At 40.9% G+C, this 14,190-nt stretch carries 13 protein-coding genes; 6 read left to right on the top strand and 7 right to left on the bottom strand.

Annotated elements, in window-relative coordinates; genetic code table 11:
- Positions 1–151: 151 nt before the first annotated feature.
- Together BN988_RS14270 and BN988_RS14265 are read right to left on the bottom strand one after the other, a co-directional pair.
- A complete protein-coding gene (locus BN988_RS14270; RefSeq protein ID WP_036577431.1) occupies positions 152–973 on the bottom strand; it encodes a YihY/virulence factor BrkB family protein in 822 nt (273 codons plus the stop codon).
- A 30-nt stretch (positions 974–1,003) separates the two neighbouring features.
- The gene (locus tag BN988_RS14265; RefSeq protein WP_036577430.1) at positions 1,004–1,300 is read right to left on the bottom strand and encodes a YtxH domain-containing protein; all 297 of its coding nucleotides are present in this window, start codon (positions 1,298–1,300) and stop codon (positions 1,004–1,006) included.
- 216 nt (positions 1,301–1,516) lie between these two features.
- Between BN988_RS14265 and BN988_RS14260 the strand changes: the two genes are divergently transcribed.
- Together BN988_RS14260 and BN988_RS14255 are read left to right on the top strand one after the other, a co-directional pair.
- Positions 1,517–2,878: an alanine/glycine:cation symporter family protein gene (locus BN988_RS14260; RefSeq protein WP_036577429.1), complete on the top strand. Its 1,362-nt coding sequence runs from the start codon at positions 1,517–1,519 to the stop codon at positions 2,876–2,878.
- Between the two features lie 178 nt (positions 2,879–3,056).
- Positions 3,057–3,257 carry a hypothetical protein gene (locus BN988_RS14255; protein WP_036577427.1) on the top strand — a complete coding sequence of 67 codons (201 nt, stop codon included), beginning with the start codon at positions 3,057–3,059 and terminating at the stop codon, positions 3,255–3,257.
- 124 nt (positions 3,258–3,381) lie between these two features.
- Here BN988_RS14255 and BN988_RS14250 read toward each other — a convergent pair whose 3' ends face one another.
- From BN988_RS14250 to BN988_RS14240, 3 genes are all read right to left on the bottom strand, one after another.
- A complete protein-coding gene (locus BN988_RS14250) occupies positions 3,382–4,050 on the bottom strand; it encodes an SOS response-associated peptidase (protein WP_036577426.1) in 669 nt (222 codons plus the stop codon).
- Between the two features lie 29 nt (positions 4,051–4,079).
- Entirely contained in the window at positions 4,080–5,075 is a 996-nt protein-coding gene (locus BN988_RS14245) for a glutaminase (RefSeq protein ID WP_036577425.1), read from the bottom strand.
- A 444-nt stretch (positions 5,076–5,519) separates the two neighbouring features.
- The gene (locus tag BN988_RS14240) at positions 5,520–6,485 is read right to left on the bottom strand and encodes a CAP domain-containing protein (protein ID WP_036577424.1); all 966 of its coding nucleotides are present in this window, start codon (positions 6,483–6,485) and stop codon (positions 5,520–5,522) included.
- A 433-nt stretch (positions 6,486–6,918) separates the two neighbouring features.
- Between BN988_RS14240 and mreBH the strand changes: the two genes are divergently transcribed.
- Positions 6,919–7,926, top strand: a complete 1,008-nt coding sequence (mreBH, locus tag BN988_RS14235) for a rod-share determining protein MreBH (protein ID WP_036577423.1) — start codon at positions 6,919–6,921, stop codon at positions 7,924–7,926.
- A 327-nt stretch (positions 7,927–8,253) separates the two neighbouring features.
- Here mreBH and BN988_RS14230 read toward each other — a convergent pair whose 3' ends face one another.
- Together BN988_RS14230 and BN988_RS14225 are read right to left on the bottom strand one after the other, a co-directional pair.
- Positions 8,254–9,402 carry a saccharopine dehydrogenase family protein gene (locus tag BN988_RS14230; RefSeq protein WP_036577422.1) on the bottom strand — a complete coding sequence of 383 codons (1,149 nt, stop codon included), beginning with the start codon at positions 9,400–9,402 and terminating at the stop codon, positions 8,254–8,256.
- A 26-nt stretch (positions 9,403–9,428) separates the two neighbouring features.
- Positions 9,429–10,919, bottom strand: a complete 1,491-nt coding sequence (locus BN988_RS14225; RefSeq protein WP_036577421.1) for an aldehyde dehydrogenase family protein — start codon at positions 10,917–10,919, stop codon at positions 9,429–9,431.
- 377 nt (positions 10,920–11,296) lie between these two features.
- Between BN988_RS14225 and kynU the strand changes: the two genes are divergently transcribed.
- From kynU to kynA, 3 genes are read left to right on the top strand one after another with little or no spacing between them, the layout of a single operon-like run.
- Positions 11,297–12,568: a kynureninase gene (gene kynU / locus BN988_RS14220; protein ID WP_036577420.1), complete on the top strand. Its 1,272-nt coding sequence runs from the start codon at positions 11,297–11,299 to the stop codon at positions 12,566–12,568.
- Positions 12,568–13,212 carry an arylformamidase gene (gene kynB, locus BN988_RS14215; protein ID WP_036577419.1) on the top strand — a complete coding sequence of 215 codons (645 nt, stop codon included), beginning with the start codon at positions 12,568–12,570 and terminating at the stop codon, positions 13,210–13,212. The genes kynU and kynB overlap by 1 nt, the downstream gene beginning before the upstream one ends.
- Entirely contained in the window at positions 13,212–14,060 is an 849-nt protein-coding gene (kynA, locus tag BN988_RS14210) for a tryptophan 2,3-dioxygenase (protein ID WP_036577418.1), read from the top strand. The genes kynB and kynA overlap by 1 nt, the downstream gene beginning before the upstream one ends.
- Positions 14,061–14,190 lie beyond the last annotated feature (130 nt).

Below are 14,190 nucleotides of genomic sequence, written 5' to 3'. Positions count from 1 at the left end.
ATTTACTTCGCTTTTTGCTTTTCCCTATAGTTTGGCTTCAGGAGAGAATTTTACCCCGCACAATCCACAAAAGACCGTGCAAAATAAAAATCAGCGAGACTGATAAAGCCTCGCTGATTTTTATTTTAGAAGCTATGTTAGCTATTGTCTTTTAAGACTCCAGCTTATTCTTTCTTATGACAGCATTCATTATGCCACCCGCCATAATAATAATGCCTGATAGGTAAAACCAAATCATAAGGACAATTACGGTTCCTAAACTTCCATATGTGGCTGAGTAATTACCGGCTGTACTGACATAATACGAGAACCCAAGTGAAGCAAGCTGCCATAAAATGGTAGCAAACAGCGCACCCCATACCGTATTCTTAAAATAAACACGGAGATTTGGCGCAAGCTTGTATAATGCGACCAGCACAATAAAAATGACGATGGAGGATAAAACCCAACGAAGTCCCTGCCAAACGAGTAAGAAGCCTGCTGATTGGCCAACAAACGAGAATAGGTAGATACCGATCATCCGTCCAAAAATCGGGAGGAGAAACGCTATTGCAATCACTAGTACCATCGCTACGGTAAGCACGATAGCAATAAGCCGTGAAACAATAAAAGAACGATTCTCTTCCACTCCATACGCAATATTAAAGCCTCGCATAATAGCATTTACACCATTGGAAGCTGCCCAAAGTGTTGCAATAAAACCAAATGACAATAACCCACCGTTTTGTTGCTCCAGCAAGGTACTGACATTCGTACTGATAAGGTCCACAATTTGAGCTGGTGCATAGGTTCTGATCATATCAAGTATGGCGATGTCATCAAATGGCAGATAGCCAACCAATGTCAAAAGGAACAAAAGAAAAGGGAATAATGATAACAGGAAAAAATATGCAAGCTGTGCAGCCAGACCAAACACGTCTACTTCTTCAAGCTTGTCATATAATTGTTTAACAAAGTTTAATACTTTGCTCACGTGGACACACTCCTATACGTTCTGTCATCCCTATTCTATTCTGTTTGATCCATTTCTATTTGTATATTTTTCTAAAGTTGTTTCTACTTGTTCTAATGCAGTAATGGTACTTTCCACCCCAGATGTAAAGTTTTGATTAAATGTATCAAAAGTCTTCCTTATATTTCTAACTGCCTCAGAAGGGTTTTTCAAAACAGATTGCGAACTGTATTTCATGTTCGATAACTTCATTCGCGAGTAGTTTCGAGTCTCTCTGTCGAATAAAGTAACTGCTCCCCCAACTATTGCTCCAATTAATACACCTACTATAAGCTTACGATTGCCCATGTTTGTTTCTCTCCTTTTTCTGTATAGAATCCATCGCTCTTTCTAGCTTTTCCAAACTTTTATATTTTAAGAGCTCATCCGATAATATCTTTATTATAAGCAACTTAGTAAGTAGGAAGCAATGGATTAGGTGTTCTGTAATAAATTACACTAAAAAACGCTTGACTTAAATTTTCTTAATATTTAATATAGTAAAATAACAGGGGAGGGGTTTGGATGGAAGAAATAATTAGCTCCATAAGTGACATAGTATGGGGGCCACCAATGCTTATATTGATCGTTGGTGCCGGATTGTACTTAACATTACGCCTAGGTTTTTTACAATTTCGTACATTACCCTATGCATTGAAGCTAGCTTTTAGTCCAGCACGTCAGGACAAGAAATCCAAAGGGGATATCAGCCATTATCAGGCCTTAACAACTGCCATGGCCGCAACGATTGGGACCGGTAATATTGTTGGGGTAGCAACAGCAGTTGTGTTAGGTGGCCCAGGTGCCGTGTTATGGATGTGGGTTACAGCCCTTTTAGGAATGGCAACAAAGTATTCAGAGGCTATTCTCGCTGTAAAGTACCGTCAAGTTAACAGCAAGGGCGAAATTTCAGGTGGGCCCATGTACTACCTAGAAAAAGGGCTAAAGGCAAAGTGGCTCGGCGTTCTGTTCGCAATCTTTGGTTCGTGTGCTGCCTTTGGAATTGGTAACATGGTTCAGTCCAATTCTGTTTCTAAAGCACTCTCAGATTCTTTTAATGTACCAACGTGGGTCACCGGAATTTTACTTACTGTACTAGTTGGCTTGGTTATCTTGGGTGGTATTAAAAGTATTGGGAGAGTTACTTCTTTCTTCGTCCCGATTATGGCAGCCTTTTACGTTTTGGGTGGACTTATTATTATGATTTTAAATTTTGATCTTGTCCCACAAGCTGTCGGAATAATATTTAATGATGCATTTACAGGAAGCGCCATTGGTGGTGGTATACTTGGAACAGTAATTCGGTACGGAGTGGCACGCGGAGTATTCTCTAACGAAGCAGGACTAGGCTCCGCTCCAATCGCAGCTGCTGCCGCTAAAACAGATTTACCTGGAAGACAGGCACTTGTTTCCATGACCCAGGTTTTCATTGATACAATCATTGTTTGTTCCATTACAGGAATTACGATCGTTATGGCAGATATGTATGGTGGCGGACTTGAAGGCGGAGAGCTTACCTCAGCTTCATTCGCGGCATTTCTAGGCGATACTGGCGGGTACATTGTCACAATTGGGATTGTACTATTCGCATTTTCTACCTTGGTAGGTTGGTCTTACTACGGGGAAAAGTGCTTTTCTTATCTATTCAGCGATAAGGCTGTCCCTTACTATCGCGTTGTATTCGTTGCTGCTGTTATGTACGGTGCTCTTGAAGAACTTAGTGTTGTATTCGGAATCTCAGACATTATGAATGCTCTAATGGCCGCACCGAACATCATTGGCTTGGTTGGTTTATCAGGAGTAGTGGTATATGAAACAAAACGATTCCTAAAAGTAGCCAAAGAAGAAAAACTTCAAGATAAAGAAAGAAAAGCTCGAGTAGGATAGTAGAACTAAATAGCATATCAAATTACATTGTGATTGGTATGCTATTTTTTTGATATCCCATACAAGATTGAAAGCAAATTAATTATTATTACGTCATTTTTGGTTAAACACGAATATATAACAGTAAGATAAAAATTTTAATAGGATTAATCTTGCATTGAAAATGGGAGGTGATCGTGTGCAATTATGGATAATATTGCTTATCATATTTGGCGGCTTTATAATCTTTGGTCTACTGTACGATTTGGTGGCAAAGAAAAAGAATATGAATACTGATTTTCAGGGAGGCGTAAAAAGTCTAAATGAAGCCAAAGATATATATGCAGAAAAAACATTGGAGGATGCAAAAGGTAAAATCGGTAATAATGGGAAGTGGTAAATTTGCTATAAGTGAGTAAGAATGAAAACGCTTGGATACTTCATTATCTGAGCATTTTTCGTGTTTGCTAATATCGCAGGGGGTTTCTTTCTCTCGTTTAACCACTTAACTTATCATTCTCAACCTATGCAAGTGGTGCAATACATGTGGCATCATTATTTTTCGCGGCATTCACATAAGAAGAAACATTGTATGCGTGAAGGTCGTCTATATCTATATTTTGAAGAAATGCATGCATCGTGTCAGGCTTCTCTTTTTGTGGTTCGATCCACTCTGCCTCTTTTTCTTTTGGCAAAATAATTGGCATACGATGATGGATGTCCTGCATAAAAGGATTTGCCTCTTTCGTTAAAATGGTGCAGGTGAAAAGGTCTTTATCTTCCTGCCCCCATTTGTCCCAAAGTCCTGCAAACGCAAAGAGCTTGCGATCTGCCAATTGAATTCGCTTCGGCTGTTTTCCAGCGTCATTCTTTTGCCATTCAAAGAAGCTATCGGCAATAATTAAACAGCGCTTTTGCGCCATCAACTTTTTAAAGCTAGGTTTTTCGTGCGCCGTCTCACTCCGTGCATTAATCATTTTATAGCCAATTTTTTCATCCTTTGCCCAGGATGGCACCAGCCCCCAACGCATATAGCCTGCACGCTTATTATTTCCATCATGAATAATAGCAAGCACATTCTGGCCAGGTGCAATATTATAGCTTTGTCCAAAGTTATCTATCCCGTCCTGTTCCAAGTCGAACGCCCTTAAGACCTCAAGTTCATCTGCCAACAACGTATATCGTCCACACATTTACTCCACCACCCTATCTTCATTTGTTTCTAGAATATACTTAAATCCCATTGTGTCGCAATATGACGCAACAGCCTGATTCCTGCTGTACTATTTCCTTTGCTATCCAGCGCCGGACCGTAAACCGCCATTCCACAGCCATCCATGAAAGGAAGTGGTTCATTTCTAACTCGAGGTGGGGACACTGCAATAATCCCGCCTGACACCCCACTTTTTGCAGGTATGCCGACATAGGCTGCGAATTTCCCAGAAGCATCATACATGCCACACGTCAACATTAGTGCTTTCGCCAATCGAGCAACCTGCCTCGGTATAATTTCCTGGTCTGAATCTGGGTCTTTTCCATCGTTTGCTAGGATAAGGCCAATTCTAGCTAAATCATCAATTGTAACTTCGATTGAACACTGTTTGAAATAGGTATCAAGTGTAACTTCTATATCTGAGTCCAAAAATCCTGTTTCCAAAAGATAGTAGCCAATCGCTCTGTTCCTCATGGAGGACTCACGTTCTGATTCATATACTTCAAGGTTGATGGGTGGTCGATGGCCAATTATTTCTTCCAATAATGAAAGCAACGGATCTAGCTTATCCTTGGATGTTTCACCATCTAGCATGGAAGATACCGTAATGGCCCCTGCGTTTACGAGTGGGTTAAATGGTTTTTTTAATGGTTTCATTTCTAAATGCATGATGGAATTAAATGCCTCCCCTGTTGGCTCCACATCCACCTTATCTAGCATATAGGAAACCCCTCTTTGCATACATGCTACGATGAAGCTAAGTACTTTGGAAATACTTTGGATGGTAAACCGAACATCGACATCACCAGAGCGTATCTTCATCCCATGCATACCAATAATAGAAATCCCAAGATGATCCTGATTCGCTTCTTTTAATGCAGGTATGTATGAAGCGACCTCTCCCTCAGCAGTATGCTTCCTGTAAAAAGATACCCAATCATCCACGTATTCTTGCAACCATTTTTGTGTCATCCCCGTATTCCAGTTTACTGCTCCCTGTACCATAATAAACCTCCTGTTCGTAATCTATAAATACATTCCCTTCTGTTTTTCCCTTAAACACATGGAATTATCAACAAAACGTTATTAGAACTATGATTCATCGTTGTTTGAGTGTGGTAGTTGTGCGTGTTTGATTGATGTTTGGCTGTGGTCGCGATTGGAGTGCTGATGTGGTTGATTGAATTGCTTATGTAGTTGATTGGCGTTCCGATATTGTTGATTGAATCGCTTATGTGATTGATTGGCGCTCTTATATTGTTGATTGAATCGCTTATGTGATTGATTGGTGCTTCGGAGTAGTTGATTGAATTGCTTATGTGATTGATTGGCGCTACGATGTGATTGATTGGCGCTTCATTGCGGTCGATTGGCGCTCCGCTCCAGTCGATTAAAAGTCTATAAACGCAAGAAAAGAGGCTAACCTAAGTTAGCCTCTTTGCAGAAATATTATTTTCCAATAAATTGTTGTGTCCAGTGATTACCCTGTTCAACATATCCAACACCGATATGAGTAAAGTTAGCATTCATAATGTTAGCACGGTGACCTTCACTGTTCATCCAAGCATTTACTACTTCTTCTGGTGTACGTTGCCCTTTAGCAATGTTTTCACCAGCAGTGCTGTAGCTAATACCGAATTGTTTCATCATATCAAACGGAGATCCGTATGAAGGACTGTTATGATCAAAGTATCCATTTGATGCCATGTCGCGTGATTTTTCTCTTGCAACTTTGCTTAGTTCTGTATCAATTTTTAACGGTGAAAGACCTTGTTTGGCTCTTTCTTGGTTCGTTAATTCTACAACTTCTTGTTCAAATTGGCTTAGTTCTGAAGATTGGTTTTGTTCAGTTGTTTGTTCAGTTTCTTCAGCTACTGGTTGTTGTGGTGCTGGTGCTTCTGTATTTTCTTCTTGTTTTGGTTCCTCTTGCTTAGGTTGTTCTTGTTTTGGTTGTTCTTCTTTAACAGGAGCCTCTTCTTCAGGCTGTTCTTGTTTCGGTTGCTCTTGTTTTGGTTGCTCTTGTTTTGGTTGCTCTTGTTTTGGTTCTTCTTTCTCAACTACTTCTTCTTTTGGCTCGTCAGCTTTTTCTTCTTTTGCTGGTTGCTCTTCTTGTTTTTCAGGTTGTTTCACTTCTCTTGTTGGTTGAGCTGATTCTGTGTTTTCTTTTTGTTCAACTTGAATTTTATCCCAGTTGAAGTCTTTCCAGTTAAGTTGGAACTTAGTAAGGTATTTATTTACAAGTTCATTGATGTTATCATCAGAAACTTTTCCCCAATTCCCATTAATAGAATAGTAGATTTTATATATATGATTCTGATTTACATCCTTCGCCTGTGCATCAACAGAATTTTGAAAAGCTCCTCCAAATAATAAAGCAGCTGATAGTGCTGTAACCATGCTTACTTTCTTAAACATCTTGCTACACTCTCCTTTTGGCTTGTTTTGTTTTGCAAAATTATCATAGCATGGGTTTTCTGTAATATTAGTGGCATTCTTTGCCAAAGTAGATACGTAGACTCACTTTTTATGCGGTTAATTCCAAAAACCCTTGTAAATAAAAGAGGTGTCACTTGACCTAAAAACGGGTAAATAGGAAAAAGTTCAGCGCAATGGAAATTATTACATCGAAAGCACTATTGACAACCTTTAAAACAGCAATTGTTTGTTACAGAAACCAATAACTTGTAACGAAAATGTCACTTGATTTTACCCGGCAGTATGGTTTATTTTGGTCACAACCTAGGTAGAATCTATTGCCAAAATATGTGCATTGTATTACTACCCCCAGAAAGTATACTATTTAATAGAATGACTGTATGAGAAAATTGTCATCATTGGAGGATATTATATGTTATCTACTGCAGAAATCGGTATTGATTTAGGTACCGCAAATATACTGATATATTCAAAGACTAAAGGAATTGTATTAAATGAACCATCGGTTGTTGCAATTGATGTTAATACGAAGCAAGTGGTAGCGGTAGGAACCGAAGCAAAACAAATGGTTGGTAAAACACCGCAAAATATCATTCCAATTCGCCCATTAAAGGATGGCGTTATTGCGGATTATGATGTAACGGCTCAAATGCTAAAAGAGTTTTTGAAAAAAGTAAGTAAGAAAATTGGCATGTCCATGAGAAAGCCAATTGTTGTTGTATGTACGCCATCAGGTAGTACAACAGTTGAACGTCGCGCGATCCATAATGCTGTTACAAGCTATGGTGCAAAACAGGTACATTTAATAGAAGAACCTGTAGCTGCAGCAATTGGTTCTGACCTACCTGTAGACGAACCTGTAGCCAATGTTGTCGTTGATATCGGGGGCGGTACTTCAGAAGTAGGAATTATTTCATTTGGCGGGGTTGTATCATGTAACTCTGTACGTACTGGCGGAGATAAAATGGACGAAGAGATTATTCACCATATCCGCAAGAAATATAATATCTTAATTGGTGAGCGCACAGCAGAAAATGTTAAAATGGAAATCGGCTATGCTCATCCAAACCATAAAGAAGAAACAATGGAAATCCGTGGACGTGACATGGTATCAGGACTTCCAAAAACAGTGGTGATCACTTCTACTGAAATTCATTATGCTTTAAAAGAATCACTAGATTCAATACTAGAAACCATTCGCGCTACGCTTGAAAACTGTCCTCCTGAACTAAGTGGGGATATTGTCGATCACGGTATTGTGCTTACTGGTGGAGGAGCATTGCTAAGAGGCATGCAGGAGTGGTTATCAAATGAACTAATCGTTCCCGTACACCTTGCGCCAAACCCACTTGAATCTGTGGCAATCGGTACAGGACGTGCTCTGAAAATGATTAACAAACTACAAAAAGCAGCGAAATAACCAAATTAAAGCCTGTGCATAGCACAGGCTTTTTTATTAGCTGAAAATTATTGTGGGCAGAATTTGAGCCGGATTGAGTTGCGCTCGGGCGTTATTTCCACTTTCACGCGCGATGAGACTTGCTCTCAGGCGATACTTGCGCTTTCACAGCCGATGCGGCCACGCTCTCTGGCGATACTTCTACCTTCTCAGCCGATGCCACCATGCGATCGGCCGATACTCCCACGCGCTCAGGCGATAATTCCGCGCTCTCACCCGATAGACGCACATTCACTGGCGATCGCACCCGCCTCGCATAGCCCACAGCGTCTTTGGTAGATTATTAGATTAGCCATAGTTCTCGTTTTCCGTTATCATCACGCCGCGTTTTTTCATTTCTTGCATGTATTTCTTTCCTGGCACAATTTGTTCGGGTGGATATACGCCAGGCTTGGTTATTGTTTTATTGCCGATCATTTGCGCAACCACGGAGATAGTATTTGCAGTAGCTCTGGCCATTGCGGTAACATTTTTCTTTTTAAAAGTTGCCATTTCATAATGATAGATCGTCTTTTTTCCAGCCTTTTCACCTGAAACAATTACTCTTAACAGGACGGCATCTTCTTTATTACCTAGTTCTACGATTGGCTCCAAAACTTTTAGCAGAACGTCTCTTGGGTTAATCTCGTTTCCCCGAACGTCTACCTTATAATCTTTTTTTGTTAGATTTAAATCTACCAGTAATTTAAATTTTTCCGCATGCCCTGGATAGCGAATGGTTTTGTATTCCAATGTGTTTAAGTGTGGATAGGTCAAGGATAGGGTCGATGTCCCACCAGATGTATGAAAAGCCTCCAATGGACCAAATCGGTCAAAATAAATGTTTTCAACTTCTGTTAATGAAGGAATTTCCTGCTTTAATCCATTACGAATGATGAGAGATGGGTCTGTATAGTGATCGAAAACACCTTCCATGGAAAAGACATGATTGTATTCAAGGGGAGGATCAGGTTTCACAGGAATTCCACCCACGTACAGTTTTATTGTATTTAGCTTATCAAGTTTGCTAGCACCATAGCCAGATAAAATATTGATCATGCCTGGCGCTACCCCAAGATCTGGAATAAGCGTCACACCTGCACTCACTGCCTCCTCTTTTAATGCCAAGACTGCATTTGTCATATTTCCAATATGCCCACCTAGATCAACAGCATTTACACCAACTTTGATTGCCGTTTTGGCTACCTTTTCATTAAAAGAGTAAAATAGCGCATTGATCACGACATCATATTGGCGCATGTATGCAGTTAGATCATCCTCGTCCCCAGCATCCACCCGAAACGCGTTTAGCTTGGTTGAGGCAATCTGATTACACGCTTCTTGGGCCAGTGATAGATTAATATCTGCTAGGCCAATCTTGCTTACACCGTCACTTGCTGCAAGATCACGAGCGGCTTCTTTCCCCATCAACCCTGCTCCTAGAACTCCTATCTTCATACCATCACTCCTCTTGGAATTGTTCTTTAGTCGATATCGATCTGTGCCCGCTGGAGTTTCCCGCTATAATCGACATAGATCGCTTTCCATTCTGTAAAAACATCGAGTGCTTGAACTCCTGAATCGCGATGTCCGTTCCCTGTCCCCTTCGTTCCACCGAAAGGCAGGTGAATTTCTGCCCCAGTTGTACCAGCATTCACATACACAATTCCTGTATCAAGATCGCGCTGGGCTCGAAAAACTCGGTTCACATCATTTGTAAATATCGAACTTGAAAGACCAAAGGAAACACTATTGTTAACCTCAATTGCCTCTTCAAAACTCTTAACGGGTATTAATGAAACGACCGGTCCAAATATCTCCTCTTGCGCAATCCGCATAGTTGAAGAAACATCAGTAAACAAGGTAGGGGCAAAATAGTTCCCATTTTGTTTGGCTCCTTCTTTTAATGCATGCCCACCTGCGAGTAATTTGGCTCCTTCTTCTTTTCCGATTTGAATATATTCTTCTATTTTTGCAAGTCCCCTATCATTAATAATCGGCCCAACTTTTATCGTTTCATCTAGCCCATTCCCAATAGTTAGCTCTTCCATCTTCGCAAGCAAGCGAGTTTCTAAAGTGGCTTTTACTTGCTCATGGGTGATCACCCTGCTGCACGCAGTACACCGCTGCCCACTCGTTCCAAACGCACTCCATAGTATTCCCTCTACAGCCAGGTCAATATCCGCATCATCCATTACGATAACTGCGTTTTTTCCGCCCATTTCCAGTGATACTTTTTTTAATTGTCGGCCACAAACCGCAGCAATCTCTCTTCCGACATCATTAGAACCTGTAAACGAAATCACCTGCACTTTTTCATGATTAACGAGTGCATTGCCTACCTCATTCCCTGAACCAAATACGACATTAAGTACACCTTTAGGTAGACCTGCCTCTTCGAAAATTTTGGCAAGTTCAAAGGCCATAATTGGCGTTTCTGTCGCTGGCTTCCAGACCACAGCATTTCCTGAAACGATTGCTGGGAATGACTTCCATGTAGCAATAGCGATTGGGAAATTCCATGGCGTAATGATCCCAATTACACCGACTGGCACACGTTGGCTCATCGCAAACTTATCCTTCAGCTCTGCAGGAGTTGTCTGGCCAAATAGCCTTCTCCCTTCTCCAGCCATGTAGAACGCCATGTCAATTCCTTCTTGCACCTCACCGCGTGCTTCTTCAATAACTTTTCCATTTTCACTTGTTAAAAGCTGTGAAAGTCGCTCTTTTCTCTCTTTCATTAAATATCCAACACGATACAATACCTCCGCGCGTTGCGGTGCCGGAACAAGGGCCCACTCCTTTTGGGCATTCTTCGCTGCGAATACTGCTTTATCTACCTGCTCCCCAGATGATAACGGCACTTGGACAATTTCTTCTCCAGTAGCAGGATTTAAAACAGCTGTTGTGCGAGCAACATCCTGCCATTCACCATTAATAAAATTACGTAATTTCTCCGCCTGCAGCTTTGCCATTTAGCAACACTCCCTATAACAATTTCGAACAGCAATGATAGTCCTTGAAGGGACACAATCGAACCCTTAGCACAAAAAGCGTGTATCTCGTCCCTAGCCATTTTTCCAGATGCCGCTAGCCTTTTTGTCTGCTACTATATATTTTATTTCTAAAAAACTTTCATATGACGTATTTCCTTCAACAGTCCATTATTTGGTAATCCATAATAAGAGCTAACCGTTTAAATGGCTAAAACCATGGCCGTAAAGCATTGAGGCTAAAAATCTCCAATAAGGCTAAAACGATTTATGCGTAATGTTTAAAAAAATCATGAAATATAGTGATGGCTTTTGTTAGAATAGTAGACACAATACTTTTACAGGAAGAGGCGGTCTGATTGAACACAGAAAAATCTCATGCTAAAGAGTTAGACCAGCAGGATGAATTAAACAGTTTTCGCAAAGAGTTCTATTTAGGAAATGACACAATTTATTTTGACGGAAATTCACTTGGCCTTTTATCAAGGCGAGCGGAGCAAAGCGTTTTGTCACTCATGGCTTCTTGGAAAGAACATGCTATTGATGGATGGACGGAAGGAACTCATCCTTGGTATTACGTATCAGAAAAATTAGGAAAGCTTTCAGCTCCACTAATTGGTGCGGAGGCAGATGAGGTGATCGTGACAGGATCGACTACCACCAACCTTCATCAATTGGCTGCTACTTTTTTCAATCCAGAAGGAAAACGGACGAAGATCCTGGCAGATGAATTGAATTTTCCTTCTGATATTTATGCCATTAAAAGCCAGTTAGAGTTGAAAGGGCTGGATCCCGATGAACATCTCGTTCAAGTGAAAAGCAAAAATGGGAACACATTGGAAACAACAGACATAGTAGCAGCGATGACTGAAGACATTGCCTTAATTATTTTGCCAAGTGTTCTGTACAGAAGCGGGCAGCTCCTTGATATTCAGACCTTAACCAAAGAGGCACATCAGCGTGGCATTATGATTGGTTTTGACCTCTGTCATTCCATTGGTTCTATTCCGCACCATCTATCTGAATGGGGTGTTGATTTTGCATTCTGGTGTACATATAAGCATCTAAACGGCGGCCCAGGAAGTGTTGGTGGTCTCTACGTAAATAGAAGGCATTTCGGAAAAAGGCCAGGACTTGCAGGATGGTTCAGTTCTGCAAAAGATAAGCAGTTTGATATGGAGCATACACTATCACCAGCCGACACTGCAGGTGCCTATCAAATTGGAACACCACATGTACTAAGTATCGCTCCGTTGATCGGTTCACTGGAAATGTTTCAAGAAGCAGGGATAGACAGAATAAGAGATAAGTCAATCCGATTAACTGGATACTTGATGGACCTCATTAAATCTGAACTATCTTCTTACGGGTTCACAATTGCCAACCCTGAGGATGAAACGACACGTGGTGGTCATGTGTTTTTAATTCATCCAGAAGCAGCCCGAATATGTAAAGCACTAAAAGCTGCCGGCGTAGTACCAGATTTTCGTAATCCAAATGGCATTCGCCTTGCACCTGTGGCACTTTATAACACTTTTGAGGAGGTATGGGAAATGGTTTCCCGCCTCAAGGAAATTATGGATGAGAAAACCTATAAAAACTATGCGAACAAACGAGGAGTGATTGCATAATGGCAAACTGGATTGATATTTCGCAACCTCTCACAAATGATATGGCACACTGGCCTGGTGATACACCTTTTCGTTATAGCCTAACCTATTCCAAGGAAGAGACTGGTTCTGTCAATATCGGCCAAATGACAGCTAGTTTGCATACCGGTACCCATGTTGATGCTCCATTTCATTATGACTCAAAAGGAAAGACCATCGACATGCTTGACTTGGAGCGCTACATCGGAGAAGCAGTTGTTGTAGACGTGAGTCAACACGATGAAATCAATATGGATGTGTTGAAGAAGGCGGATCTAAAGGGCAAGACAAGAGTTTTACTGAAAACGTCCCTTCCTAACAATCCCAAAAATTTTCCTGATAACATGCCCACTATTGCGCCTGATGTAGCAGCCTATTTGCAGGAAAAAGGCGTTACCTTGCTGGGTGTCGATATCCCTTCAGTTGATCAGACGGACAGTAAGGAGCTTGCTACACACCATGCTTTATACAACCATGGGATTAACATTTTAGAAAATATCATGCTAGATCACGTTGAAACTGGTGTATATGAACTGATCGCATTGCCACTGGCCATCCATGGTGCAGACGGCAGTCCAGTAAGAGCTGTCATCAGACCATTAGATATAGAGGAGCGAAACAGATAATGAAGGGCAACCAGACGAACGATACATTTAAATCAGAAAAAGGCATTCACACCGATTTCAAGGAAAAGATGACATATGGTGATTATTTACAACTCGATACCCTACTAGATAGTCAAAAACGGCTGTCCAATCACCATGATGAAATGCTTTTTATTGTAATTCACCAAGTGAGCGAGCTTTGGCTTAAATTAATTATCCATGAAACACAGGCTGCGATTGCAGCAATACAGAAAGGTGAATTACAAGCTTCTTTTAAGATGCTATCACGTGTTTCCAGAACGCAGGCACAAATTATTCAAGCATGGGATGTTCTTTCAACCCTTACCCCAGCTGAGTATATGGAGTTTCGCGATCAATTGGGAAATGCATCCGGCTTCCAATCTTATCAATATCGGCTTGTAGAATTTGTGCTCGGCTATAAAACACCTTTCATTTTAAAAATATATGAAAAAGATCCTAAAGTGCATACTATAATGGAAAAAGCCTACCATGCACCAGGCCTTTATGATGTTTCCATTCAAGCCCTATCTCGAGCTGGCTTTGACATTAACCCTGAAGTACTTAACCGAGATTTTTCCGAAACATATGAAAAAGATGATTCCGTGGAAGCAGCATGGTTGGCTGTCTATCAAGATGTCGATAATAATTGGGAGCTTTACCAGCTAGCAGAAAAACTCGTTGATATTGAAGATTGGTTTCAGCAATGGCGCTTCAGACATATGAAGACAGTAGAGCGGATTATTGGGCATAAGACTGGTACAGGTGGCTCTTCTGGTGTCGGGTACTTAAAAAAAGTCCTAGATCATTATTTCTTCCCAGAACTATGGTCCATTCGAACAAAGCTATAATTTTTAAATAAGCACAGCAACTGATATACTGAGCAAATGTGCAGGCGCCCGAGATGAAGAGGGAAATCTCACTATTTTCACGCGCTGAAGCTAGACGTGGCTGTTCCCGTCATTGAACAGCATTAGTCCA

The sequence above is a fragment of the Oceanobacillus picturae genome (assembly GCF_000612865.1).
Classification (GTDB): domain Bacteria; phylum Bacillota; class Bacilli; order Bacillales; family Amphibacillaceae; genus Oceanobacillus_B; species Oceanobacillus_B jordanicus.
The sequence above is the reverse complement of the archived record's forward strand: the minus strand, read 5'-3'. Positions and strand labels throughout refer to the sequence as shown.

What these genes read in the sequence shown, in the direction of transcription:
- BN988_RS14265 (WP_036577430.1), bottom strand. Translation starts at nt 1,300, where the DNA reads ATGGGCAATCGTAAGCTTATAGTAGGTGTATTAATTGGAGCAATAGTT.
- BN988_RS14260 (WP_036577429.1), top strand. Translation starts at nt 1,517, where the DNA reads ATGGAAGAAATAATTAGCTCCATAAGTGACATAGTATGGGGGCCACCA.
- BN988_RS14250 (WP_036577426.1), bottom strand. Translation starts at nt 4,050, where the DNA reads ATGTGTGGACGATATACGTTGTTGGCAGATGAACTTGAGGTCTTAAGG.
- BN988_RS14245 (WP_036577425.1), bottom strand. Translation starts at nt 5,075, where the DNA reads ATGGTACAGGGAGCAGTAAACTGGAATACGGGGATGACACAAAAATGG.
- BN988_RS14240 (WP_036577424.1), bottom strand. Translation starts at nt 6,485, where the DNA reads ATGTTTAAGAAAGTAAGCATGGTTACAGCACTATCAGCTGCTTTATTA.
- mreBH (WP_036577423.1), top strand. Translation starts at nt 6,919, where the DNA reads ATGTTATCTACTGCAGAAATCGGTATTGATTTAGGTACCGCAAATATA.
- BN988_RS14230 (WP_036577422.1), bottom strand. Translation starts at nt 9,402, where the DNA reads ATGAAGATAGGAGTTCTAGGAGCAGGGTTGATGGGGAAAGAAGCCGCT.
- BN988_RS14225 (WP_036577421.1), bottom strand. Translation starts at nt 10,919, where the DNA reads ATGGCAAAGCTGCAGGCGGAGAAATTACGTAATTTTATTAATGGTGAA.
- kynB (WP_036577419.1), top strand. Translation starts at nt 12,568, where the DNA reads ATGGCAAACTGGATTGATATTTCGCAACCTCTCACAAATGATATGGCA.
- kynA (WP_036577418.1), top strand. Translation starts at nt 13,212, where the DNA reads ATGAAGGGCAACCAGACGAACGATACATTTAAATCAGAAAAAGGCATT.